At 67.6% G+C, this 24,797-nt stretch carries 23 protein-coding genes; 17 read left to right on the plus strand and 6 right to left on the minus strand.

Annotated elements, in window-relative coordinates; genetic code table 11:
• Positions 1-89 precede the first annotated feature (89 nt).
• Genes QE394_RS06090 through QE394_RS06100 form a run of 3 tightly spaced genes read left to right on the plus strand, consistent with a single transcriptional unit; the run spans position 90 to position 3,935 of the window.
• The gene (locus QE394_RS06090; RefSeq protein WP_056076748.1) at positions 90-1,148 is read left to right on the plus strand and encodes an iron ABC transporter substrate-binding protein; all 1,059 of its coding nucleotides are present in this window, start codon (positions 90-92) and stop codon (positions 1,146-1,148) included.
• A 4-nt stretch (positions 1,149-1,152) separates the two neighbouring features.
• The gene (locus QE394_RS06095; protein ID WP_200937709.1) at positions 1,153-2,745 is read left to right on the plus strand and encodes an iron ABC transporter permease; all 1,593 of its coding nucleotides are present in this window, start codon (positions 1,153-1,155) and stop codon (positions 2,743-2,745) included.
• Complete coding sequence (locus QE394_RS06100; protein WP_200937711.1) at positions 2,742-3,935, plus strand: ABC transporter ATP-binding protein; 1,194 nt, start codon at positions 2,742-2,744, stop codon at positions 3,933-3,935. Before QE394_RS06095 ends, QE394_RS06100 begins: the two co-directional genes overlap by 4 nt.
• Here QE394_RS06100 and QE394_RS06105 read toward each other — a convergent pair.
• Complete coding sequence (locus QE394_RS06105; protein WP_349034059.1) at positions 3,932-5,926, minus strand: glycoside hydrolase family 32 protein; 1,995 nt, start codon at positions 5,924-5,926, stop codon at positions 3,932-3,934. The two genes, QE394_RS06100 and QE394_RS06105, sit on opposite strands and share 4 nt — an antisense overlap.
• A gap of 182 nt (positions 5,927-6,108) precedes the next feature.
• On the minus strand, positions 6,109-6,717 hold the full coding sequence (locus tag QE394_RS06110) for a YdeI/OmpD-associated family protein (protein ID WP_056076755.1): 609 nt from the start codon (positions 6,715-6,717) through the stop codon (positions 6,109-6,111).
• Between the two features lie 146 nt (positions 6,718-6,863).
• Between QE394_RS06110 and QE394_RS06115 the strand changes: the two genes are divergently transcribed.
• The 6 genes from QE394_RS06115 (at position 6,864) to QE394_RS06140 (ending at position 12,609) form a co-directional block, all read left to right on the plus strand.
• Complete coding sequence (locus QE394_RS06115; protein WP_349034060.1) at positions 6,864-7,598, plus strand: VOC family protein; 735 nt, start codon at positions 6,864-6,866, stop codon at positions 7,596-7,598.
• Between the two features lie 9 nt (positions 7,599-7,607).
• A complete protein-coding gene (locus QE394_RS06120) occupies positions 7,608-8,147 on the plus strand; it encodes an NUDIX hydrolase family protein (protein WP_056076759.1) in 540 nt (179 codons plus the stop codon).
• Between the two features lie 87 nt (positions 8,148-8,234).
• Complete coding sequence (locus tag QE394_RS06125) at positions 8,235-9,281, plus strand: DUF6707 family protein (RefSeq protein ID WP_056076762.1); 1,047 nt, start codon at positions 8,235-8,237, stop codon at positions 9,279-9,281.
• 48 nt (positions 9,282-9,329) lie between these two features.
• Positions 9,330-10,055, plus strand: a complete 726-nt coding sequence (locus QE394_RS06130) for an SRPBCC domain-containing protein (RefSeq protein WP_268159356.1) — start codon at positions 9,330-9,332, stop codon at positions 10,053-10,055.
• Positions 10,056-10,199: 144 nt separating this feature from the next.
• A complete protein-coding gene (tgt, locus tag QE394_RS06135; protein ID WP_056076766.1) occupies positions 10,200-11,504 on the plus strand; it encodes a tRNA guanosine(34) transglycosylase Tgt in 1,305 nt (434 codons plus the stop codon).
• Positions 11,505-11,676: 172 nt separating this feature from the next.
• On the plus strand, positions 11,677-12,609 hold the full coding sequence (locus tag QE394_RS06140; RefSeq protein WP_349034061.1) for a type IV toxin-antitoxin system AbiEi family antitoxin domain-containing protein: 933 nt from the start codon (positions 11,677-11,679) through the stop codon (positions 12,607-12,609).
• Between the two features lie 108 nt (positions 12,610-12,717).
• Here QE394_RS06140 and QE394_RS06145 read toward each other — a convergent pair whose 3' ends face one another.
• Complete coding sequence (locus QE394_RS06145; protein WP_349034062.1) at positions 12,718-13,443, minus strand: queuosine precursor transporter; 726 nt, start codon at positions 13,441-13,443, stop codon at positions 12,718-12,720.
• A 190-nt stretch (positions 13,444-13,633) separates the two neighbouring features.
• On the opposite strand from QE394_RS06145, the gene QE394_RS06150 reads away from it, so the two are divergent.
• From QE394_RS06150 to QE394_RS06165, 4 genes are all read left to right on the plus strand, one after another.
• Positions 13,634-14,290, plus strand: coding sequence for a TetR family transcriptional regulator (locus QE394_RS06150; protein WP_349034063.1), 657 nt, complete (start codon positions 13,634-13,636; stop codon positions 14,288-14,290).
• 41 nt (positions 14,291-14,331) lie between these two features.
• A complete protein-coding gene (locus QE394_RS06155; protein ID WP_349034064.1) occupies positions 14,332-15,243 on the plus strand; it encodes a TIGR01777 family oxidoreductase in 912 nt (303 codons plus the stop codon).
• A gap of 52 nt (positions 15,244-15,295) precedes the next feature.
• Positions 15,296-15,664 carry a hypothetical protein gene (locus tag QE394_RS06160; RefSeq protein WP_349034065.1) on the plus strand — a complete coding sequence of 123 codons (369 nt, stop codon included), beginning with the start codon at positions 15,296-15,298 and terminating at the stop codon, positions 15,662-15,664.
• Between the two features lie 70 nt (positions 15,665-15,734).
• Entirely contained in the window at positions 15,735-16,592 is an 858-nt protein-coding gene (locus tag QE394_RS06165; protein WP_349034066.1) for a hydroxymethylpyrimidine/phosphomethylpyrimidine kinase, read from the plus strand.
• Positions 16,593-16,691: 99 nt separating this feature from the next.
• Here QE394_RS06165 and QE394_RS06170 read toward each other — a convergent pair whose 3' ends face one another.
• Together QE394_RS06170 and QE394_RS06175 are read right to left on the minus strand one after the other, a co-directional pair.
• Positions 16,692-18,440 (minus strand): pyruvate dehydrogenase, encoded by a 1,749-nt coding sequence (locus QE394_RS06170; protein WP_056076779.1) that lies wholly within the window; start codon positions 18,438-18,440, stop codon positions 16,692-16,694.
• Between the two features lie 173 nt (positions 18,441-18,613).
• A complete protein-coding gene (locus QE394_RS06175; RefSeq protein ID WP_261619975.1) occupies positions 18,614-19,246 on the minus strand; it encodes a TetR family transcriptional regulator in 633 nt (210 codons plus the stop codon).
• A gap of 99 nt (positions 19,247-19,345) precedes the next feature.
• Between QE394_RS06175 and QE394_RS06180 the strand changes: the two genes are divergently transcribed.
• Entirely contained in the window at positions 19,346-19,633 is a 288-nt protein-coding gene (locus tag QE394_RS06180) for a hypothetical protein (RefSeq protein ID WP_349034067.1), read from the plus strand.
• Between the two features lie 163 nt (positions 19,634-19,796).
• On the opposite strand, the gene QE394_RS06185 is transcribed toward QE394_RS06180, so the two are convergent.
• A complete protein-coding gene (locus QE394_RS06185) occupies positions 19,797-21,218 on the minus strand; it encodes an MFS transporter (RefSeq protein ID WP_056077062.1) in 1,422 nt (473 codons plus the stop codon).
• Positions 21,219-21,456: 238 nt separating this feature from the next.
• Here QE394_RS06185 and QE394_RS06190 point away from each other — a divergent pair, with 238 nt between their 5' ends.
• Genes QE394_RS06190 through QE394_RS06200 form a run of 3 tightly spaced genes read left to right on the plus strand, consistent with a single transcriptional unit; the run spans position 21,457 to position 24,588 of the window.
• Positions 21,457-22,125, plus strand: a complete 669-nt coding sequence (locus QE394_RS06190; protein WP_056076785.1) for a response regulator transcription factor — start codon at positions 21,457-21,459, stop codon at positions 22,123-22,125.
• Positions 22,122-23,564 (plus strand): HAMP domain-containing sensor histidine kinase, encoded by a 1,443-nt coding sequence (locus QE394_RS06195; protein WP_349034068.1) that lies wholly within the window; start codon positions 22,122-22,124, stop codon positions 23,562-23,564. The genes QE394_RS06190 and QE394_RS06195 overlap by 4 nt, the downstream gene beginning before the upstream one ends.
• A complete protein-coding gene (locus tag QE394_RS06200; RefSeq protein WP_349034069.1) occupies positions 23,551-24,588 on the plus strand; it encodes a TAXI family TRAP transporter solute-binding subunit in 1,038 nt (345 codons plus the stop codon). Before QE394_RS06195 ends, QE394_RS06200 begins: the two co-directional genes overlap by 14 nt.
• Positions 24,589-24,797 lie beyond the last annotated feature (209 nt).

The following is a 24,797-nucleotide window of genomic DNA, read 5'->3' on the forward strand; positions in this document are numbered from 1 at the left end:
ACCCTACAGTTTTGCGGGGGCCCTTCCCCAAGGCCCACACGGACCGGCACCACCGGTCCCCCTGACATTTCCCAGAAAGCAGCTCCTCAATGAAGATCCGCAACCGCGCCCTGGCCGGCATCTCCCTTGCCGCGTCCGCTGTCCTCGGCCTGACTGCCTGTGGCGGCAGCACCACTCCTGCAGCTACGTCCTCCGCATCCGGCAGCGCCGCCGGGGCATCAGGCGAAATCACCGTGTACAACGCCCAGCACGAAAGCCTCACCAAGGAATGGGTTGACGCCTTCACGGCTGAGACCGGCATCAAGGTGACCATGCGCCAGGGGTCGGACACCGAGCTGTCCAACCAGATCATCCAGGAGGGACAGGCCTCCCCCGCCGATGTCTTCCTCACGGAGAACTCCCCGGCCATGACGCAGGTGGAAAACGCCGACCTGTTCGCCGATGTGGACAAGACCACCCTGGAGCAGGTCCCCACGGAATTCCAGCCCTCCACGGGCAAGTGGACCGGCATCGCGGCCCGCTCCACCGTCCTGGTCTACGACAAGGCCAAGATCTCCGAGGACCAGCTCCCCAAATCGATGCTTGACCTGGCCAAGCCGGAATGGAAGGGCAAGTGGGCCGCTTCCCCCACCGGCGCGGACTTCCAGGCCATCGTCTCGGCACTGCTGGAACTCAAGGGCGAGGACGCCACCGAGGAATGGCTGCAGGGCATGAAGGAGAACTTCAAGGCCTACAAGGGCAACAGCACCGCCATGAAGGCCGTCAACGCCGGTGAAGTGGATGCCGCCCTGATCTACCACTACTACTACTACGGCGACCAGGCGAAGACCGGCGAGAACTCCAAGAACGTCACGCCGTACTACTTCAAGAACCAGGACCCTGGCGCGTTCCTGTCCGTTTCCGGCGGCGGCGTGCTGAAGTCGTCCAAGAACGCTGCGGCTGCGCAGGAGTTCCTGAAGTTCGTCACCGGGAAGAAGGGCCAGGAGGTCCTGAAGAACGGCACGTCCTTCGAGTACGCCATCGCCTCCGACGTTCCCGCCAACGACAAGCTGGTCCCCATCAAGGACCTGCAGGCCCCCGCGGTGGACGCCGCGAAGCTCAACTCCGAGAAGGTCACCGACCTGATGACCAAGGCAGGACTCCTCTAATTCCGTGACCACCGATCTATCGGCTCCCCCTTCGGGCGGGAGCACGACGACGGCGGGCCGGGGCAAGCGCCCCCGCCCGCCTTTCGGCGTTTCAGCAGTGTCCATCGTGGCGGTGCTGATCGCCCTGTTCTCCCTCGTTCCCCTGGGGTACGTGGCCTACATGACGGTGGCAACCGGATGGGACACCGCCGTCGGGCTGATCTTCCGGCCGCGCGTGATGGAGCTGCTGCTGAACACGCTGTTGCTGACCATCATCACGGTTCCTCTGTGCCTGCTGCTGGGGGTGGCCGGCGCCTGGCTCGTGGAGCGCACCAGCCTTCGCGGCCACCGGATCTGGGCGGTGCTCCTGGCAGCACCGCTGGCCATCCCGGCGTTCGTCAACAGCTACGCCTGGGTCTCGGCGGTGCCCTCGATGGGCGGGCTGTGGTCCGGCGTCCTGATCGCCACGCTCTCCTATTTCCCCCTGGTCTACATTCCGGCAGCGGCGTCCCTGAGCCGGCTGGACCCGGCCATCGAACAGTCCGCCGCTGCCCTGGGCCTGGGGAACTGGGCCACCTTCTTCCGGGTGGTGCTCCCCCAGCTCCGCATCGCGATGACCGGCGGCGCGCTGCTGGTTTCACTGCACCTGCTGGCCGAATACGGCGCCTTCGCGATGATCCGGTTCGATACCTTCACCACCGCGATCATGGTGCAGTACCAGTCCACCTTCAACGGCGCCGCCGGAAACATGCTGGCCAGTGTCCTGGTGTTCTTCTGCCTGCTCCTGCTCGTGGCCGAAGTCCGGAGCCGCGGCACCGCCCGGTACGCCCGGATCGGGCCGGGCGCCCAGGCCCGGGCACTGCGGCTGCCCCTGCACGTTTACCAGCTGCCGTCCCAGCTGTTCCTCCTGGCCCTGACGGCACTGGCTTTGGGACTTCCGCTGTTCTTCGTCCTGCGCTGGACCGCACTCGGCGGGGCCCCGTCGTGGGCTGCCGACGAGTTCCTCCCCGCCCTCCTGGCCACCCTGGGCTACGGCCTGGCCGGCGCGGCCGCCACCATCGTGGTCGCCTTCCCCATGGCCTACCTTGCGGTCCGGCATCCCGGTTGGTTCAGCAAGTCCCTTGAGCTGTCCAACTACATCACCAGCTCCCTGCCTGGCATCGTGGTGGGCCTGGCCTTCGTGACCGTCAGCATCCGGCTGGTTCCGGGCGTGTACCAGACCGCTGGCGTGCTGGTGGCCGCCTACGTGCTGCTGTTCCTGCCGCGCGCCCTGGTCAGCCTCCGCGCAGGCCTGGCCCAGGCGCCCAAGGAACTGGACGAGGCCGCGCAGTCCCTGGGCAAGCCGCCGCTGGCGTCGTTCATCCGGGTAACCCTCCGGCTCACGGCACCCGCGGCCGCCGGCGGTGCAGCCCTGGTGTTCCTGGCCATCGCCAATGAGCTGACGGCCACGCTGCTGCTGTCACCCAACGGCACCCGCACCCTCGCCACCGAATTCTGGAGCAAGAGCAGCGAGATCGACTACGCCGGCGCCGCCCCCTACGCGCTGCTGATGATCCTGCTCTCCGCACCGATGACCTACCTCCTCTTCCAACAGTCCAAGAAAGTAGCCGGACAGTGACAGCACCATCCACATCGAGGTTGCCGGAGCCCCGGGTCTCCCCGTCGGTGGCGGCCAGCACCAACCCGCACCTGCAGATCACCGGTGTCACCAAGAACTTCGGCCCGCAGGAGGTCCTGAAGGGCGTCAACCTGGCGGTGTCCAAGGGCGGCACCACCGCCATTGTGGGCCCCTCCGGATCCGGCAAGACCACGCTGCTGCGGCTCATTGCCGGGTTTGAGCACCCGCTGGCCGGCCGCATCGCCCTGAACGGCAACACCGTGGCCGGCGACGGCGTCTGGGTCCCGGCCCACAAGCGCCACATCGGCTACGTGGCGCAGGACGGCGCCCTCTTCCCGCACCTCACGGTGGGGCAGAACATAGCCTTTGGACTGGACACCGCCAAACTGTCCGGCGGCCGCCGCGCCGTGGCGGGCCGCGTCAGCGACCTCCTGGAGATGGTGTCGCTGGATCCGGCCATGGCCAAGCGCCGGCCCCACCAGCTCTCCGGCGGCCAGCAGCAGCGCGTCGCCCTGGCCCGGGCGCTGGCCCGCGAACCGGAACTGATGCTGCTGGACGAACCGTTCTCCGCGCTCGACGCCGGTCTGCGCGTCGCCACCCGCCGGGCGGTGGCAAAGGTCCTGGCCGAGGCCGGGGTCACCACCATCCTGGTCACGCACGACCAGGCCGAAGCACTGTCCTTCGCGGACCAGGTGGCCGTCATGCGCGGCGGAAAGCTGGCCCAGATCGGCAACCCGTTCGTGGTGTACACCCGCCCTGCGGACCGGGCCACCGCGGAGTTCCTGGGGGATGCCGTCATCCTGGACGCCTGGATGGAGGGTTCGCTGGCCACGTGCTCGCTGGGCGGCATCCCCGTCCGCCGGCCCCCGGCCCAGGGCCCTGTCCAGCTCATGCTCCGGCCTGAGCAGATCCGGATCGCCGAGGACGGCGACATCCGCGGCGTGGTGGTGGACACGGACTACTTCGGCCCGGAAACCACCGTCCGGCTGAAGCTGGCCGTGCCGCCCGAACTGGCCGGGCGCCCCGACCACCGCTATCCCGGCGGCGGCGAAATCATCACCATCCGCCACTGGAATGCCTCCATCGCCCGGCCGGGCATGGAACTCTGCCTCCGCGTCGTGGGCGAAGGCGTGGCGTTTCCCGCCGAGCAGGGCCCGGCAGCAGGCGGCGCTGCCCCCGTGACGTCCTAGCGGATCGAGGCCAGCGGCGTGACGGCGCCCTTCCGCAGGGTCACGTCGCCGCCGTCCGCCGCGAGCCGGACCTCTTTGGCGCCAGCCGGCGGGAACACCAGGGACGTCAGCGTCTGCCGGCCCCTGTCCGCAAAAACCTCTACAGATGACCGGTCCACGTACACGGCCAGGCGCACCGTGTCACCGCCTGAGCCCGCCGCGGACGCAGCCCCTGGCGAACCGCCGCCTGCGGTCCGGACCTGGCTGTACGCCCCGTCCACCCCGGTGTCGGCGGTGGCGAGAGCATCCCCGTCGCGGGCCACGAACGCCTGGCCTGCCCTGAAGTCGTAGCCCACGGTGGCGTAGGTCTTGCCGGCGCTTTGCAGGAGGATCCGGGCTTCCCCCGCTCCGTTGGCGGGCCTTTCCAGCTCAATGTCCACCTTGAAGGCACCGCTCTCCGGTACCGGCAGTGCCTTCCCGCCGGCCAGGTTCCCTGCCGGCACCTCGCTGGCCTCCCCCTCCAGCGACCGCAGCGCGGGGGTGGGTGCCGAGACCAATGCCGGGCGGCCGCCGTCGGAATTCAAACGGATGTCCCGCACCACGGACGCCGCACCGAACCAGCCGTCAGTGGGCAGGTTCCGGGCGTAGGCCCAGTTGTTCATCCAGCCGATGGCATGCCGGGAGGCCTTGCGCTGGCCGTCCGTCAGGCGGGGATCGTCCCAGGTGACGGCGGCGTAGAAGTCCGCGCCGTCGTCGAGCCACTGGTGGCCCCCCTCCGGCGTGAAGGCCTCACCGTCAAAGCTGCCGGTCCAGTACGCCAGGCCGGTGGTGCGGCCTTCCTCTGCCCCGTTGGCGCCGGCGGCGAGGACCCAGGTGCGTTTGGCGGGGTCGCCGTCCACGTCCATCTGGAACAAATCCGGGCATTCCAGGATGCCCATCCCGTCCTGCTCGAACGCGGAAACGTAGGTCCACTTCTTCAGGTCCGGCGAGGTGTAGAAGCCGATCTTGTGGCCCTCGGCGAGCAGCATGAGCCACTGGCTGTTCGCGTCGTCCCAGACGATCCGCGGGTCGCGCCAGTGCTCGGCGCCGGGGTTGTCCATGACGGGATTGCCGTCGTAGCTCTTGAAGCTGTAACCGTTGTCCGTTGAGTAGAACAGCGACTGGCGCTGCACGCCGGCATCCTGCTGCGTGAGGACGGCGATTACGGCGCCCCGGCCGAACCCTGCGGTCCCCTCTGCGTCCACCACCGCGGAGCCTGTCTCGATGTCGCCCAGTCCGTTGCGGAACTTCCCGATGGCCACGCCCTCGTTCTTCCAGTGCACCAGGTCGGTGCTGGTGGCGTGGAACCACTCGGTGCCGTTCCCTTCCGGGTAGTCGGCGTTGTAGAGGTAGTAGTAGTGCCAGAGCCCGTCCTTGAGGAACGGCCGCTGGGGGTCGTTCATCCAGCGCTGGTCCGGGGTGAGGTGGTAGGCGGGCCGGTAGCCGGGATCCTTCGCCGGGGCCGCCAGCGCGGCGGCGGCCGGCGCGGGGAAAGCCCTGCCGTTGCCCAGGTCCGCGAGGAGGGCATCGCGGGCCTCCGTGCTGATGCAGTCCGGCAGCGGGACACCGCCGGCATCTCCGGACACCGTGTCCGACGCACTGCTCCGCAGGTAGACCTGGCCCTCCACCCGTGCCGCGGCCAGCCAGCCCGTCCCGCACTCGATGCTCCGGACATCATCGGCGCCGTCCGCCGGGACCTCCTCCCCCCGCTCGAACAGCGTCCGGTCATTGCCCTTGAGCCACAGCGAGGCGTACCTGCCGGACCGGTCTTTTGACGCTTCCTGGGCGGCCGCCACCCCGCCCAGGACCCGCCCGGCCGTAGCCTCCGGACCGGTCCGCGCCTGCCCGGCCAGGACCAGGGAAAGAACCACCACGACGACGGCCGCCACCGCCACCGCGGCCCACAGGAAGGGGCGGCGCTTCAGCGCCGTGGCGAGCGCAGTGAGGGTGGTGCGGGGGGATTTTGGGGGCATGGCTTCAATCCGTCGCTGAACGCGCAAGTGCCGTCCCCCGGGGTCGGGGAACGGCACCAGCGCAAGTTAGCCATCAAATTTACCGGTTCGCTGCCCAGAACCCAACTGCGCAGCCATCGCCGCACGTCAGTGGCGTATCGTTTTGGCACCAGCGCAGCCAAGGACATGGATCTGCGGCCCGCTTAGGGCTGCGGAGCGTCGCCGGGGCGCTTCTTCTGCGGGTACGGTGCCTCGCCGCGGGCCAGCATGTCGACGAAACCCGCGATCTTCCGCTCGCGGGTGGCGGCCTGCTTCACCGAGTTGGTCCGGTAGATCAGAGCAAAACGGTTCGTCCTGGTCAGGACATCGAACATCGCCTGCGCCGCCGGAACCGCAGCAATGGCGGCGGCCAGGTCCTCGGGAACTTCAGCCGTGGCCTGCCCGCCGTAGGCCTTGTCCCAGCGGCCATCCGCTTTGGCAGACTCCACAGCCTCCCTGCCGGCCTCGGTCATCCTGCCCGCTTCCTCCAACCGGGCAATGTGGCCAACATTCCGCGCCGACCAGGGGCTCCGCGGACCCCGCCGGGTCATGCGCTGGAAGGAAGTTTCGTCGTCGCGCCGCCTTCCCTGCCCGTCGATCCAGCCAAAGCACAGGGCCTCGTCCAGCGCCGCGGCGTAGTCGAGTTCCGTCACCGTGCCGCCCTTCTTATGCAGCACCAGCCAGACCCCCGGACTGCTCCGGTGATTCTCCTCAAGCCAGGCGCGCCAAGCAGCCGCATCAGGCACCAGCAGTTCGTCGAGTTCAACAGCCATGGCCCTATTGTGCCCCTGCCCTCCGACATCACAAGGTCGGGACCACCACGGATGCACCAGCCCAACAGTCACGTCCGCCGGCACGGCCCAGGCGGCCCTGTGCCATCATGGGCGTATAGTCCCGATTCCGAGCTTAAGGACTCCCAATGCTCCGCGTCCGCCCCCTGCACTTCACCTCCGGCATCGACGACTGGGAACGGTTCCTCACCGCGTTGGGACTGGTCCTGACCGAAGGGGACGGCGGCTTCCGCGTCTTCGACTCCGCGGCCGGGCGGCTGGCCGTACACAGCGTCCCGGAGGGAGATCCGCTGGACGGCACCACCACCCTTGCGGTGGAAGTGGGCGATCTTGCGGAATTCGCACGGCGCACCAACGAGTCCGCAGCGGAGGACGGCACCACACCCGCCGAACTGGTCACCGTGGACCACGGTGACGCCTGCCGGATCACCGGGCCGGACGGTTTCAGCTTCCTCGCGGACCTTGCCGGGAACGGAGCCCCGGGCGCCGACGCCGATCAGGCGCTGGCCGTCGTCGCAGTGTGGTTCACCCAGGACGCCGACGGCGCCGCCCGGACGTTGCGCCACGTCGGCGCCCGCCCGCGGCCCGTGCCGGATGACGACGAAACCGCAGACTTCACCGCCAAGAACGGCGGAGTCCTGATGGTCCGGCCGGCCTCCGGCCCATCCCGCTCAGGGCTGGGTTTCGAGTACGACGGCGGCCTGGAACCGGTGCGGGAACGGCTCGCCTCCGCAGGGTTCCAGGTGGGCGTGACGGAGGAAGCGTTCGGCAGCACACTGCACGTGGCCAACCCGGACGCCACCGTGTTCGCCGCCAGCGTGCCCGCCACGGTGTGGATCTCCGAGCGCCGCCCCATGGGGTAGAACTTAACCATGAACGTGCGCACCCCTGACCCGAATCCCGGCTGGCTCTCCGAAGAAGACCTTTTTGAGGCGCGGGGCCGGCTGCCCATGGTTTATGTGGAAGCGGTCCCGGTCAGGCTGGACCCGCTGGGTTACGTCAACGAAGTGGGCACGCTGCTGCAGGCCGACGATGACGGCACCATGGTCCGGTCCCTGGTGTCCGGCCGGGTGATCTACCGTGAAACCATCCGCGCCGCACTGCTGCGCCACATGGAAAAGGACCTGGGCCCCCTGGCGTTCCCGCAGCTGCCCATCAGCCCGGTGCCGTTCACCGTGGCCGAATACTTCCCGGCGCCGTCCCAGACCGGTTTCACCGATGAGCGGCAACACGCCGTGTCCCTGGCCTACGTCATCCCGGTCACCGGCGAATGCGAACCCCGCCAGGACGCCCTGGAACTGACCTGGATGACCCCTGACGAAGTCCTCAGCCCGGGTGTCCAGCTCGAGTTCAGCGGCGGCCGCGGCGGCCTCATCCGGCAGGCACTGGCTTTCGCGGGCGTCGGCTCCTGACATCCCGAGGGGACGTGGGGGTCCCCGGTTTCAGGCACCCGCCTTTGTAGACTGTAGGGCGGACCGCAAGAGAACTTAAGGACTCCCATGACCGAAACACCGGCCCGGCAACATCGCGGGCAGCAGGCTGGATCACTGACCACCGGCAGCCACATCCTCCTGCCCGACGGTGAACGGACGGCGGAAATCCACCAGCTGGAGCTGCAACGGGATGACTTTGGCGTGCCTGCCCTGGTGCTCGCCAGCCTGACCGGCGGGGGAACCCTCCGCATCGCCGCCGGCAGCACGGTCACCCTCGTTGACGCAGCAGACGACGCCGTCACGCACCTTCCGCGGGCACTCGCCCCGGAGGGGACAGCACCAGTGCCGGAGGCCACGCGCCCAGCCGATGCCGCGGCAGGCACGGAACCCCGGCAGGAGCAGCCCGGCGGTGAGTCCGCAGCCAACGCCCAGGTGCCCGCCGTCGTCGTGCCTCCCCTGCCGGCGGCTCCGCCCGCAGCCAACGGGCCCGGCGAAGAGGAGCTTGCGTTGATCCCCACGCCGGACGGCACCCCCGAATCCGTCGTGGAAGCCGCAGCTGAAGCGCACCCTGATGCCGTGGGCGTCCTGCTGCTGACGGACCGCCTCTCCAAGGGCGTGAACTTCAAGTCCGGCAGCTGCCTGAAGGACCTCACGGACCTCGCGCACGAACTGTTCGTCACGCTGAAGGACGCGGAGGGCGCGCTGTCCATCGCAGACCTCCTCACGGTCCTGCCCTACGACGGAAACCCCGGGCGCTGGGCGTCCGTGGAGGCATCCCTGGCGCTGGCCAGCTACATCTGCCGGCAGGACGGCCAGGACGAACGCGCGGCGGTGTACGAGAAACTCATCCGCACCCCGGAAAGCCAGGAAACGGATCCGTTCAAGGCCCGGATGGCGGCCAAGGTACGGCAGCGCTCGCTCAACGAGCCCAACCTGTACGACAAGGAAATCTTCCGTTCCATCGACAATTCCAACCATGATGCCGAGCGTGAGTGGCGGCTGCTGCGGCTGGAGTCACTGCTGTTCCTGCGGGCGCACGGCGGGTCGGAAACCATCGGCATGTCCGAGCTGGAGCGCCGGATCGGCAACGAACTTGAGGCCGTCCGCGCCTGAACAAATTAGCCCTACCCGGGCACAGGACAGAGTTGTAGATTCGGGGCTATGACGAACAATCTCAGCGTAGTGATCAACGCCGATGCGCCGCAGGTCTGGAACATGCTGCGTGAACCGTCCCGGGTGGCCCAGTGGCATGGCTGGCAGGCCGACGACCTTGACGCCGAAATCAAGGAAATCTACTTTGCCGACAATGTGCAGGAAGCAGCGGACCACACCAGCCTGACCGTGCACGGCGGCGACACGTTCGAGCTGCATCCCGTGGCCGGCGGGACCCGGGTCAACGTCACCCGCGGGGCGCTGGACCACAACTCCGAATGGGCTGCCTGGGACGAGGACATCACCCAGGGGTGGCTCACGTTCCTGCAGCAGCTCCGCTTCGCGCTGGAGCGCCACCCCAATGGCACGCGGCACACGCTGTTCCTGCAGCTTCCGGGCGGCCCGGGCTCCGCGATTGAAAAGCTCGGGCTCACCGACGTCCCGGCTCCGGGTGAGGACTACAGCCTCACGTTGGGCACGGGCGAGGAGATCTCCGGAAAGGTCTGGTACCGCAGCAACCACCAGGTGGGGCTCACCGTCCACCACTACGCCGCGCACGGCGAGGGGCTCCTGGTGGTGACGGACCAGCCGGTTATCGAAGAGCTGCGGCCCGACGGAGGGTCCATGGTGATTGCCTCCACGTACGATCTGGGGGCGGCGAAGGTGGACGCCATCCGGTCCTCCTGGGATTCGTGGCGGCAGGCCCAGTATCCCGGGTCGGAGCCGGTCAGCTGACAGGGCGCTAGCTGACGCTCTGGTTGACGGGGATAGGCGTTCGGGCGCCGGGGCGATTACCGGTGATAGGTGTTCGGCTGACCGCGCGGTTGCCGGCGGGGCCCGCTTTGTTGGTGCCGGCCGGTTTGCTGGCACACTGGTACGGTGCCAGCCAACCCCGCCCCCGCAACAACGTCTGATCCCGCGCTTCCCGCGGAGCAGTCCGCATTCTCGTTCACGGTGGGGACCCGCCTGGGTGAATCCTGCCCGCCGTCGGCCGCCCAGGTCTCGGAGAACGGCGGGGAATTCCTGGGCCGCACCGGCACCATCACCACCCCGCACGGAGAGATCCGCACTCCGGCGTTCATCGCCGTCGGGACCAAGGCCACCGTCAAAGCCGTCCTGCCTGAGTCCATGGCCGATCTTGGCGCGCAGGCTCTTTTGGCCAACGCCTACCACCTCTACCTGCAGCCGGGCGCGGACATCCTGGACGAGGCCGGCGGGCTGGGCGCCTTCATGAACTGGGCCGGCCCCACCTTCACCGATTCCGGCGGGTTCCAGGTGATGAGCCTGGGTTCGGGGTTCAAGAAGGTCATCGACATGAAATCCGTTGATGCCTCCGGCCCGGACGATGCTGTGGCCCCCGGCAAGGAACGCCTCGCACATATTGATGATGACGGCGTCTGGTTCAAGTCCCACCTGAACGGGGACCGGCACCGCTTCTCCCCCGAGATTTCCATGCAGGTCCAGCACCAGATCGGCGCGGACATCATGTTTGCCTTCGACGAGCTGACCACACTGCAGAACTCCCGGGGCTACCAGGAGGAGTCGCTGGAGCGCACCCGGCTGTGGGCCGAGCGGTGCATCGCCGAACACTTCCGGCTGACCGGCGAGCGGGTGGGCAAGCCGTACCAGGCGCTGTTCGGCGTGATCCAGGGAGCCCAGTACGAAGATCTGCGCCGGAAGGCCTGCCGCGACCTCGGCGCCATGCCGTTTGACGGGTTTGGGATCGGCGGGGCGCTGGAGAAGGAAAACCTGGGCACCATCGTTCGGTGGTGCAACGAGGAACTTCCCGAGGACAAGCCACGCCACCTGCTGGGCATCTCGGAGCCGGATGACATCTTTACGGCCATCGAGAACGGCGCGGACACCTTCGACTGCGTCTCCCCCACCCGCGTTGCCCGCAACTCCGCGTTCTACCACCCCACCGGCCGGTACAACCTCTCCGGCGCCAAGTACAAGCGCGATTTCGGCCCGCTGCAGGACGGCTGTGACTGCTACACCTGCCAGAACTACTCGCGGGCGTACATCCACCACCTGTTCAAGGCCAAGGAAATGGTGTCGGCCACACTGATCTCCATCCACAATGAGCGGTTCGTGGTGAAGATGGTGGACGACGCCCGCCTGGCCATCGAGTCCGGCACCTTCTTCGACTTCAAGGCCGAAACCCTGGCGAACTACTACTCCTGAGGGCAGTGAGGCGGCCTCCCGCCGTTGCGTGCCAGTGTCTACCCGTCTCGACGATTCCCTGCGCACTCGACGTGTGTCTACATCGGACGCGCAGCCAATCGTCGAATCGGCGTTGTCCACATAGCCGTATCCATCACTGGGCGGCGAGAGGCATTCCGGCAACCCTTGAACCATGAAGGGGATTCCTGTTTTTGGCCAGGCAAATTTCTGGCGGACCGCCGAATTGCTGGAACAGGGTTTGAACGCCCGGGCAATCTCCTCGCTGGTGCGCAGCGGGCAGTTGGTCAGAATTCGCCGCGGCTGCTACGCCCGCGGTGAGTGGTGGAACGGTTTGACGGAGCCAGATCGCAGGCGCCAACGCGTTTACGGCCACGCACACGGAACTCTGACGACGTCGGCAGGAAATTTTGTCTACAGCCACACCTCGGCGGCTGCCCTACGCCGGCTCCATCTCTGGAACGTCGATGAAACAGTTCACCTGACGCAGCCGGGCCGCCCTTCCGGGATCTCCCACGGATGTGGCGTTGCTGCCCACACAGGGGCAATTAAGCGACGTGAACTTTCGCTTGTTGACGGCCTGCCTTGCAGCTCGCTGGAACGGACAGTGGTGGACTGCTGCATGATGTTCAACGTCAGGCAGGCGGTAATTCTGGTGGATCACGCCGCCAGGCTCGGTGCAGACGTCCCGCTCCTTCGGGAGAGATGCGCTGCACTGGCAGGCCGCAACGGAGTACTGGCACTCAGAACGGCTCTTGACCTGGTGGATCCGCGCTCCGAGTCAGCCGGCGAAAGTCTCACCCGCGAACTCATCCACAGGCTGAAACTTCCCACGCCGGACCTTCAGTTTTCGGTGTACACGGCCAGCGGAACCTATCGCTTGGACTTCGCATGGCCTGCCCGCAAGGTGGCACTCGAATTCGACGGCAAGTCCAAGTACTTCGACTTCCATCCGACTGACGAGGTGATCTACAACGAAAGACAGCGGGAAAAGGCACTCACCGAAGACGGCTGGATCGTACTGCGTATCGAGTGGAAACATCTCTTTCGTGAGGCGGAGTTCAAGCATCGCGTACTTCGCGCGTTTGCCAGAAACTGCGAACCCTGACCACTACGCCCGTTTCGACGATTTCCTGCCTACGCGTGGCTTCGAAACATCGACCAGGCATGGAACCGTCGAGTCGGCGGGCCAAGAGGCCGCAGAATCAAGCTGTCCTTAGGAGACGGCAGCCCCGTAACTCGGTTCGCGCTTTTTCACCCACCCGATGACCAGCGCCGTTACAGGGACGAAGAGGAACTCCACCAGGGTCTTGTAGAGGAATCCCGCCACCACGTAGTTCAGGAACATGCCGGCATCGGTGATGCCGATGACGGACGCGGCAATGCTGCAGAAGATCAGTGTGTCCACGAACTCGCCGGCCCCGGAGGACCCCATCAGCCGGGCCCACAGCGACTTCTCGCCCGTACGTGTCTTCATCTTCACCAGGATCCACGAGTTGATGGTCTGGCCGGCGAGGAATGCCAGGAGCGAGGCCAGCACGATCTGTGGCACGGGGCCCAGTGCCACCTCCAGTGCGGACTGCTTGGCGATGCCGTACTCGTCGTCGAACCCGGGCAGGGCGATGATCACCCAGTAGCAGAGGGACGCGAAGACGGACAGTGCGAAGGTGGTGAGGATGGCCTTGCGCGCCACCTTGAAGCCGTACACCTCGCTGATGACGTCACCCAGGATGTAGGCGAGCGGGAACAGGAAGAAGCCGCCGTCCGTCACGATGGGGCCGATCGCCACACCCTTCGATGCGCCGATGTTTGACAGGATGAGCACCACCGCCATAACGGCCAGCATGATGCCGAAATACGGCGAACCGATCGAGGCGAATTTCGCAGGAGATTCCGGCGAGGTGGTTCGGGGCGCGGCGTTGTGTCCTGGGGCAGCAGGCATGGAGGAGATCCGTTCGGAGTGGTTCGCTCGGCGGCCGCGGAACCGGGCCGCCGGCTGTATTAGCACTGGAGTCAGTCCATTCTCCCACCGCCCCCGTCCAAGGACGTACGAGGGGGCACAGCAGAAACTGAACACGTTCAAAAGATGTGCCATACTTGTTCTTGAACACGTTCAAATTTGGGGGAATCAGTTGGCTGCGAAGAGTGAGCAGACCCGGCAGAAGCTGGCAGAAGTGGCCTTGCGGATGTTCCGGGAAATCGGCTTCGAGAAGACCACCATGCGTGCCATCGCAGCCGAGGCCGGCGTCTCTGCAGGCAATGCCTACTACTACTTCGAATCCAAGGACAGCCTGGTCCACGAGCTCTACGTTCAGGTCCAGGCGGAGCACGCCGAGCGCGCGGCCGGAGCGCTGGCCACCACGGGCGGGCTGGCAGAGCGGCTCAAAGCCGTCCTGCACGCAGGCCTGGACGTCATGGCCCCCTACCACCGGTTCGGCGCGGACTTCGTGGCCACGGCCATCCGCCCTACCTCCCCCGTCAACCCCTTCTCTACGGCATCAACCCCCGCCCGGGAAGCCTCGCTGGAGATTTTCCGGCAGGCGGTGGACGGTGCCCGGCCAGCGGTCCCCAAAAAGCTGCGCAGCGATCTGCCCGAACTGCTGTGGCTCTGCTACATGGGGGTCACGCTGTTTTGGGTCTACGACACTTCTGAAGGGCAGCAGCGCACCAGGCGGCTGGTCGATGGAGCCGCGCCGCTGATCGCCCGGGGACTGGGGCTGGCCCGCGTTCCCGGCGTAGGCAAGGTCCTGGACGACGTCCTCAACCTCAGCCGCAGCGTCCGCAGTTAGGCAGGCGGCAACACATCGTGGAAAACCAACAAGGGGGAAAAATGCGCAGCACCAAGACGGTGGTACTCGCCGGCGCTTCGGGTTTCATCGGCAGATACGTCCGGTCGCGTTTCGAGCAGGACGGCTGGGCCGTGCGGACCATCGGGCGCAAGGGAGCGGGAAGTTCCTCGGCAAGCTGGAACGACGACGACGCCCTCACCAGGGTCCTCAACGGCGCCGACCTCCTGGTCAACCTCGCCGGACGCTCGGTGAACTGCCGGTACAGCGCCCGTAACCGTACCTCGATTCTTGAGTCACGGGTCCGGACCACCGAGGCACTGGGCCGCGCCATCGCCCGGTGCCAGGAACCGCCGTCGACGTGGCTGAACGCCAGCACCGGGACCATCTACCGGGACGCCCGGGACCGGCCGCAATCAGAGAACGACGGCGAGCCGGGCACCGGATTCTCCGTGGACGTGGCCCGCGCCTGGGAGACTGCCCTGGATGCTGCGGCCACGCCGGAAACCCGGAAGATTCCGCTGCGGATCTCTATTGTCCTCGGCCCGGGCGGCGGGGCGCTGCGGCCGTTCGCCAACCTCGCCAGGCTGGGCCTGGGCGGGCACATGGGCGACGGCAACCAGAAATTCAGCTGGATCCACGTGGAGGACCTGTACCGGTGCATGCGGTTCCTGCATGCCCGGACGGACATCACCGGCCCGGTCAACGTGGCCTCGCCGGACGTGGTGAGCAACCACGAGCTGATGCGGCTGGTCCGCCGTGCCTACGGGAAGCGCTTTGGCGTGTCCACTCCTGCCTGGCTCCTGCGCGCGGGCGCCGTACTGATCCGCACCGAAACGGAACTGGTGCTCAAGAGCAGGTGGGTCCTGCCGCAGAAGCTCCTGTCCGCCGGGTTCATCTACCGCCAGCCGGAACTGGGCGGGGCCCTCCAGCAGGTTGCCAAGGGACGGGTGTGAGCAGGCCGCGCCACGTGGTCCTGGGTACATCGTCTTGGCCGCAGGCGCGCTGGTGAGCCTACTCTGCCTGGCCATCGTCCTCGCTTTCACGAGCGGCAGGGACTGGTTCCTGCCCATGTTCCTGGCGACGCTCGTCTGGGGAGCCGTACCGGCGGCGGTCCTCGCATTCTGCGCGGGGGCGCCGCTGGGAATCCTGCTCCAGCCTGTGCGGAACCAGTGGCTGCATGTTGCCGCGTTTGGTGGCCTTGGCGCACTCATTGGCACGGGTCTCGCCGCGTTGAGACCATGGTCCGGTTCCAGCGCCGGCTTCATGCTGTCCACGGCATTGATGATGGGCGGCGCCGTGGCCATCGGCCGCCTGGCTGTTTGGCGGTTGGTCCGCGTGGATCCCGAGGGGCACCAGGCGCCGTTGTCGGCCTGAACACGGAAGCTGGGGGTCGCCTGTTCAGCAACACAAGGCAACGCACGACGCCGGATGGCAGGATGGTGGGATGACTTCCGTTTCCACCGGCGCATCGCCGTCCGCCACCACTCCGGCCGTCGTCCTCACCATCGCAGGGTCCGAAGCCACCGGTGGTGCCGGGGCACAGGCCGACCTGAAGACCTTCCAGGAACTGGGCGTCTTCGGCATCGCCAACCTGACCTGCATCGTGTCCTTCGACCCGAAGGACAACTGGAACCATCGCTTCGTCCCGGTGGACCAGCAGGTGATTGCCGACCAGCTGGAGGCGACGGCGGCGGCGTACGGACCGGCGTCGGGCGCCCCCTCCGTGCTGGACACCGTGAAGATCGGCATGCTCGGCAGCCCGGCAACCATCAGCACGGTGGCCGGTTCCCTGAAGGCTAACGGCTTCGGCAACGTGGTGCTGGACCCGGTGCTGATCTGCAAGGGCCAGGAGCCCGGCCACGCCCTGGACACGGACCAGGCCCTGAAGGCCGAAATCCTGCCGCTGGCCACCTTCGTGACCCCCAACCACTTCGAGGCAGAATCCCTGAGCGGCCTGGAGATCACCGACGTCGAGTCCCTCAAGGCTGCCGCTGTCCGCATCCACGAACTCAGCGGCGCGGCGGTCCTGGCCAAGGGCGGGGTTCGGCTGGAAGGCTCTGACGCCGTCGACGTCTTCTTTGACGGCGAAACCCTCGAGGTCCTCAGCGCCCCGAAGGTGGGCGAGGTGGCCGTATCCGGCGCGGGCTGCTCGCTCGCGGCCGCCGTGACCGCCGAACTGGCCAAGGGCGCCTCCCCGCTGGAGGCGGCGCGCACAGCCAAGGCCTTCGTGACCGAGGGCATCCGCAACCGCGTGGCCTCCGGGGCACCATTCGATGCCCTGTGGCAGGGCGGCGCCCGCTAGCCAGGCACAACACACCGCCAAAACGCCTGAACGCTCCTGTACCGGTTGCAGGAGCGTTCAGGCGTTAAGCCCCTCATCTGGTGGGGCGTCCGGATAGGGTCAGCGCCGGGGGATGTTCCGCAGGTTGCTGCGGGCCATGCTGACGGCTTCGCCCGCTCCCCTGTTCAGGACCACTTTGGACATGGCCGTGGCAAACCCGATGACCTGCGACCCGGAGATCTTGGGCGGAATGGACAGCGCCTTGGGATCGGTGATGAGTTCCACCAGCGACGGCCCCGGGTGCGCGAACGCCTCGCGGTATGCTGCCTCGATCTGCGCGGGGTCCGTGACGCGGACTGCATGGAAGCCCAGCGCCTGGGCTACGGCGGCGTAGTTGGCGTCCGGCACATCCACCCCGAAATCGGGGAGCCCGTCCACCAGCATTTCAAGCTTGACCATGCCCAGGGTGGAGTTGTTGAACACCACCACGTTGACGGGCAGCTTGTAGGCGGCGGCGGTGATCAGCTCGCCGAGCAGCATTGACAGCCCGCCGTCACCGGACACGGAGATGACCTGCCGGCCGGGGTACGCCAGCTGCGCGCCGATGGCGTGCGGCAGGGCGTTGGCCATGGAGCCGTGCAGGAAGGACCCGATCAGCCGCCGCGTGCCCAGCGGGTTGATGTACCGCGCCGTCCAGACGTTGCACATGCCCGTATCCGCGGTGAAGATCGCATCCTCCGCGGCTATCTGGTCCAGCAGGGAGGCCGCGTATTCCGGGTGGATGGGCTGCTTCTTCTCCACCTTGCGGGTGTAGGCGCCCACGGCCTTGTTCATCAGCCGGTCGTGCTTCTTGAGCATCTGGTCCAGGAACCGGCGGCTCTTCTTTGCCTTCACCAGGGGCAGCAGGGCGTGCAGGGTTGGCAGCACGTCGCCGTGGACTGCGACGTCGACGTCGGTCCGCCGCCCCAGCCGGTGCGCCACCCGGTCCACCTGTGCAGTCCGGGTGTCCGGCAGGAACTGGTCGTACGGAAAGTCGGTGCCGAGGAGGACCAGGAGGTCGGCGTCTTCGATGCCCTCGGCGGCGGCGCCGTAGCCCAGCAGCCCGGTCATGCCGATATCGAACGGGTTGTCGTACTGGACAAAGTCTTTGCCGCGGAGGGAGTGGCCGATGGGCGCCTTCGCGAGTTCCGCGAGCGCCATCAGTTCACTGTGGGCACCCTCGACGCCGGCGCCCGCGAAGATGGCGACCTTGCCGGCGTCGTTGATGGCGTCCGCCAGGGCCTGGACGCTGGCAGGGTCCGGGACGAGGCTGGCGGGACGGAAGGTGGCGGGCAGCGGCGTCGGCGCGCTGGCTTCGAGCCCTGCGATGTCACCGGGAAGGGTCACGACGGCGACTCCGCCCAGTCCCAGCGCATGCTGGATGGCGCTGTGCATGACGCGGGGCGCCTGCTCGGCGGTGCTGACCAGTTCCGAGTAGACCGAGCATTCGTTGAAGAGCCGGTCCGGGTGGGTTTCCTGGAAGAAGCTGCTGCCGATCTGCTTGCTGGGGATGTGGGAGGCGATGGCCAGCACCGGGGCGCCGCTGCGGTTGGCATCGTACAGCCCGTTGATCAGGTGCAGGTTGCCGGGGCCGCAGGAACCGGCGCAGACGGCGAGGCGGCCCGTGAGCTGTGCCTCTGCGGCGGCGGCGAAGGCGGCGGCCTCCTCGTGCCGGACGTGGACCCAGTCGATGCCGCCCTCGGCCGAACCGCCGGTTTGCCGGACGGCGTCCACTATGGGGTTGAGGCTGTCCCCCACAATCCCGTAGATCCGCTGCACGCCGGCAGCCTGGAGTTGTTCAACGAGTTGGGTGGCAAGTTCCTTGGCCATGGGTGCAGACTCCCGCGTTGGTGGTGGTGTGCTGACACGCCCCAATATAGTCCGCACGGCTCCACAGTCCCTGTTATGTGGCGCCGCCCACCCGTGCAGCACAGTGACGGCCGGATTCCGCTTCAGCGGGCTTTACCCAGCCTTCAGGCCCGGGCCATGGAGTTCTGCACGCATCAGTCCGCGGCTGCCGCCACCGCCTGCACGGCGGGGCGGCCTGCTGTTGCGTCCTCCAGCAGGGCGCCGGCCATCAGCGTTGCGGTCCGCACGATGAACGCCCGACGGCGGGCGGCCCGGTCCCGGCCGTTGCCCGCCAGGAGCGCGTCGATCTGGGGCAGGACCGGCCACCCGTCGCAGAGGGTGACCACGGTGATCAGCAGGTCGGCTGCGTCTTCTCGGCCCACACCGGGGAGCACCTCCATCACCTGCCCCACCTTGATGGCGCAGTGGTCCGTGCGGGTAGCCCTGCTGACGGTTTCCCTGCCCCGCTCCAGCCCTTCCCAGAACACCAGCCGCGGCAGCACGCCGTCCGTGGTGTGCCGGTCAAAGAGCCTGCCGGCGTAGTCGCCGAAGGCTTCAGGACCGTGGCCCTGGATGGGGACCTCTGTCATGACGCGGATCATTTCGGCGGCGAGGACGGCGTCGAACAGCTCATCCTTCTTGCCGAAGTACTGGTAGATGCGCTCCTTGTTGACCCCGGCCGCGGCGGCTATGCGGTCCACCCGCGCACCGGCCAGTCCGTTCGCACTGAATTCCTCGGTGGCAGCCGCCAGCAGCAGCTCCTTGGTGCGTTCGGTGTTCCAGGCCATGACTCCATTCTACGCAATTCCAACCAGGTAGTTGCAATTACTGTCCGGCGCGCATATTCTCGGTTCACAACAAAAGCAACTATCTAGTTGGAGATTTCCATGGAGACCGCTCCCGGCCCCGCCCTTCTGACCCCCGCATCGTCGGCACCGGCTTCGCCGCCGGCCCTGCCGTCCGTCCATGTCCGGGCTCTCATTACCTGGCTGGCGATTTTCCCGCTGGTAGCCGTCGGCATGATGGCCTCGGCTCCGCTGACCGAGGGGTGGCACCCGGTATTCAAGGCCCTGGCCCTCACGCTGGTGGTGGTTCCCACGGCCGTTTACCTGGTGGTTCCCCGCATGATGCGGGCGCACGCTTCCCTGGCCGGGCGCCGCAGCGGGCGCAGCTAGGCGCACCCGGCAGCACCGGACAGCGCACGACGACGGGCCCCTCCCCGGGCAGCCCCTGGCACCTCCGCCTGCCGGCACCGGGGCAAGGACCGCACCGACGCTTAACGGCGACGGCGCCCGTTCCCCTCAGCGGGGAACGGGCGCCGGTGCGTCCTGCGGAAGCTCAGCGCTTGGCGGCAGCCAGGCGATCGTCGTCGTCGTCCGCGCTGGCTGCTGTGCCGGCGTCCCAGGCATGGCCCTGCTCCTGGTCCAGGTGCGTCGACTTCTTGTTCTTGAGCGCGAAGATGTAGACCAGCAGCGATACGCCGATGGCCACCGTGACGTAGGTGAAGAGCAGTTCCACCTGGCCGGCCTTCTGCAGGGCTGCGCCGATCAGCGGGACGGTGCCGCCGAACATCGAGTTGGCGAGCGCGTAGCCCAGCCCCACGCCGAGGGCCCGGATCGAGGCGGGGAACAGTTCGGCCTTCACCAGGGCGTTGATGGACGTGTAGCCGCCCACAATCAGCAGGCCGCCCATCATCAGCAGGAACGCGACCATCGGGTCCTTGGTGCCGGCGAGCGCGGACATCAGCGGCCAGGTGAACAGCACGCCCGTGATGCCGAACCAGAGCAGCAGCGGCTTGCGGCCGATCTTGTCCGAGATAATGCCGTAGACGGGCTGCAGCAGCATGAAGATAAACAGGGCCCAGAAGTTAATGACCGAGGTGGTTTCCTTGGGAATGCCGCTGGTGTTGTTCATGAAGCTGAGGATGAAGTTGGTGTACGTGTAGAACGCCACGGTGCCACCCAGGGTGACGCCGATGCAGATCAGCAGCGCCCTCCAGTGCTTGGTGAAGAGCAGCTTGAGCGTGCCGGGCTGCGCCTCGCCGGATGCCTTGGCGTTTGCGGCCGCTTCCACCTGGCTGGCGGAGACGGTTTCCTCCATGGAGCGCCGCAGCCACAGGACCACCAGTGCAGCCACGCCGCCGATGGCGAACGGAATGCGCCAGCCCCACTCGGTCAGGGCGTCCTTGCCCAGGGCGTTCTGCAGGACCACCAGGACCAGCAGGGCCAGCATCTGGCCGCCGATCAGGGTGACGTACTGGAAGCTGGAGAAGAAGCCGCGGCGCTTGGCGGTGGCGGCCTCGGACATGTAGGTGGCACTGGTGCCGTATTCGCCGCCCACGGAGAAGCCCTGCACCAGGCGCGCCAGGACCAGCAGGACCAGGGCCCAAACGCCGATAACGTCCTTGGTGGGCAAGATGGCGATGAAGAAGGAACCGGCGGACATCATGGTCACGCTCAGCGTCAGGGCGGCTTTCCGGCCCCGGCGGTCGGCGAAACGGCCGAAGAACCAGCTGCCGATGGGCCGCATGAGGAAGGTAACGGCGAAGACGGCCATGCCTTCGAGGGCGCCCTGCAGCGGGTCCTTGGAATTGAAGAAGTGCGGCTGGAAGTAGGCCAGGAACGCCGTGTAGATGTAGACGTCGTACCACTCCACCAGGTTTCCGGCGGAGCCCTTGAGGATGTTGCCCACGGCCCGGCGGGTCTGTGCCGCCTCGGACTGGGCCGCCCCCGTCAGCGGCGCTGCTTGTTCGGTGCTCATCATGAACCTTCCTTGGTGTGACGGTCTCCCGAAAGCGCGGAGGACCTCCACCAAACTATGGGTGATCCACGGCACAGCCAACGCGGAAGCGGGTTTCCTAACACTTCCTTAGGAATAGGCATTTCCCGGTTCCCAAGCGCCGGTTCCCCGTGAGGCGGTAATCTCCAAAGGCAGACTAGTCCCCGCACCCGACCCTTGTCCCGCCCCGCGCCCGTCCCCAAAGAGAAGGAACATGGCCATGGAAGTGCTCATCGTCGAGGACGACGACGCCATGGCAGGTGCGCTGGCGGCGGGTGTTGCGACGGCGGGCCACCGGACCACGAGGGTGGCGCGGGGAGCTGACGCCCTGCTGGTCCACCGGGACTTCGAGGTGATCCTCCTGGACCTCGGGCTGCCGGACATGGACGGCCTGGACGTCCTCCGCAAGCTCCGCCAGATCACCGACTGCCCCATCCTCATCCTCACCGCCCGCGACGACGAACGCAGCGTGGTGCTCGGACTTCGCTCCGGCGCCGACGACTACCTGGTCAAACCCGTGAAACTCGTGGAACTGCTGGCACGGATCGAGGCCGTCACCCGGCGGGCCGGACGCCGCACAGGAAGCGTGCCGGACACCATCGTCCTGGGCGATCTCGACATTGACCTGGGCCGCCGCATCGCATCCAGGGACGGCGCGGTCCTCCCGCTGACGGCCACGGAATTCGAACTCCTGTCCCTCCTGGCCCGGCACGCCGGCTCCGTGGTGACCCGGGAGCAGATCCTTGATGCCCTGTGGGGTGATGCTTTCCTCGCTTCGTCCCGGTCCCTGGATGTGCACCTGACCGGGTTGCGGGCCAAACTGCAGAAACCCGGTTTCATCATCAACGTCCGGGGCGTGGGCTACCGGGTGGAGGCAGATCCCGCATGAGGTTGCGGGTCCTTGGCGTCCTCAGCGTGCTGTGCCTGGTGGTGGTGTTCCTGGTGTCCGGGACCATCCTGTCCTCGGCGGCTCGGGAGCTGACGCAGGAGGTCCAGATCAACCGGGTGGCGTCCCTGAACCGGCTGGCGCAGGTGGCCTTCGATGCGGCCGGCGACGGCGATACCGCGCGGCTGCAGCGCGAGATGGACACGTACTCCGCCCTCTATGCCGAGGGCATCGTGGTCCGGCTGCAGCAGGAGACGCTCAGCTCGGGAGGGCTCAGTGAAGCCCGTGCCGACGTGCAGGATGCGCTGTCCCTGGCCCGGCTGAACGTCAACGGCACCGCACTGGCACCGCTGGAGCCGCTCGGTTCCGGCCCTCAGGTGATCTTCCGCCCCTTCGGCAGCGCCAACCAGGTGCTGGGCGGCGTGGCCATGGACGTCAACCTCGATGCCGCCAGGGCGAAGCTGCAGCAGCGCTGGCTTGTGGTGGGGGCGGCCGCCGTCGCCCTCGCTGCGGTCCTGCTGCTTGCCGCCGCCCGTGTCACCGGGTGGGTGCTGCGTCCCGTCCTGCGGCTGAATTCCGCGGTGACCGAGCTGGGCCGCACGGGCCGGTCCGGGCGGCTGCCTGAGGACGGTCCGCCGGAGCTGCGCGAACTGAGCCGGTCCTTCACTGCCATGGCGCGTACGGTCAGCGACAGCATCGAGTCGCAGCGCCAGTTGATCGCCGATACGTCGCACCAGCTGCGGAACCCCATCGGCGCGCTGCGGCTGCGGCTGGACGTACTCCAGCTTGAACTGAAGACCGAACGGGAACACGACGTCGCCGCCAGCGCGGTGGCCGAGCTGGAGCGGGTGGAGGAGATCCTGGACGACGTGTTGAAGCTGGCCGCCGCCGAGCACCGGGCCAGTGAAGACGCCGTCAGGGCCTTCAACAGCCCGGAGGCCAGGCCCGTTGCTGCGCCGATCGACCCCTACCCCGTCCTGCAGGAGGAAATGGAGCGGGCTGCCCCCGCTGCGGGCCGCGCCGGTATGCGGCTGGTCCTCGCTCCCCCGCCGCAGGCCCCCGTCCTGGTGGCGTGCGAGCCGGCCGAGCTCGCCCAGATGGTGGGCGAACTCGTGGGCAACGCGGTCAAGTACGCCCCGGGAGCCACCGTCACTGCTTCCGTCCGGGCTGAGCTTTCCACGGTCACAGTGGAAATTTACGACGACGGCCCGGGGCTTTCCGAACAGGACCTCGCCCAGGCGTCCACGAGGTTTTGGCGGGCGCCCCAGCACGCCTCGGTCCGGGGAACAGGCCTGGGCATGACGATCGTGGGTGAACTGGCGGCGGCCAACGGTGGCCGCCTGGTCCTGGGAACGGCGGCACCGCACGGCCTGTCAGCCCGGCTCGAATTTCCTGTTCCGGTGCTGGAGGACCGCTCCGAAGGCGGGGATGGACGTGGCTGAGGTCAGGGCGTCCGGCCTTACCGGGGCCGTCCTGCCCAGGCGGTCCCTCCTGAAAGCCGGGGCAGGCCTGGCAGCAACGGCCCTCGTCCCGTCTGTGCTGTCCGCCTGCAGCGGGAACCGGCCCGGGCTGCTGACCGTGGCGGGCGGGGAGGCAGGTGGCTTCTACCTTGAGTTCTCCACTCTGCTGGCCGCTTCCCTGGAACGCCATGACATAGCCGGAAAGGCTGTAGCCGTTGCCACCGGCGGCAGCCTGGACAACCTGGCGCAGTTGCGGGATGGAAGGGCCACGCTTGCCGTGTCCCTGGCCGATGCGGTTGCCGGCCCTGCTGTGGAGCCGGGAACCACGGCTGCCGAGGGCGCCGCGCCGCTGGCCGCGCTGGGGAAGGTCTACGAAAACTACGTCCACTGCGTGGTGCGGAAAGGCAGCGGCATCACTTCGCTGTCACAGCTGTCCGGGCGGACCGTGGCAGTGGGCCAGCCGGGTTCGGGGACGTCGCTCACCACACCGCGGCTGCTCGCGGCAGCGGGCCTTGGCACCTCGGCGGAGGCCGGGCCGGCGGCGCAAGGCAGCGTCGCCGTCGTAAGCCTGGGCCTGAACGACGGCCTCGCGGCCCTGAAGGCCGGTACCGTGGACGCCCTGTTCTGGTCCGGCGGCGTGCCCACGGCCGCCATCTCCGCCGCGCAGCGGGAGGTGCCGCTGGCGCTGCTGGACCTCTCGTCCCTGTTGCCGGAGCTGCGCGCCCGGCACGGTGCCCAGTACGACCGCGTGTTCATCCCCGCGGAAAGCTACCCGGGTGTGCCCGCCGTCTGGACGGTGGGGACAGCCAACCTGTTGCTGTGCCGCGCCGACCTGGACGCCGGCACCGTCGAGCGGACCGTGCAACTGCTGGTCAACCACGCCGGCGAACTGATTCCACAGTCCAGCCTGGGAGTGCAGTTCCTCAGCCCGGAAACGCTGATCAACACCGCCGGCATCCCCCTGCACCCGGCCGCCGCCGCGGCGTACCGCGCCCTCCACGGCTAGCAACGCCCGCTCATTTACGGCGGCTCCCACCCAAACGCCCGCTCACTCTCCCCAGGAAAGTGAGCGCGCGTCGCGGGCAAACCCACCACTGCTGAGCGGGCGTTGGATCAGGGCTCCGGGGTCTTATCCACATACGCGCTTCCGGTGATAGCAGGCCGGACCGCGTCCTTCCTACTGTTTGGGTACACCTGAACAGCAAGCAAAGCGGG

Source organism: Pseudarthrobacter sp. SORGH_AS 212, assembly GCF_030818145.1.
In the GTDB taxonomy this organism is placed as follows: Bacteria; Actinomycetota; Actinomycetes; order Actinomycetales; family Micrococcaceae; genus Arthrobacter.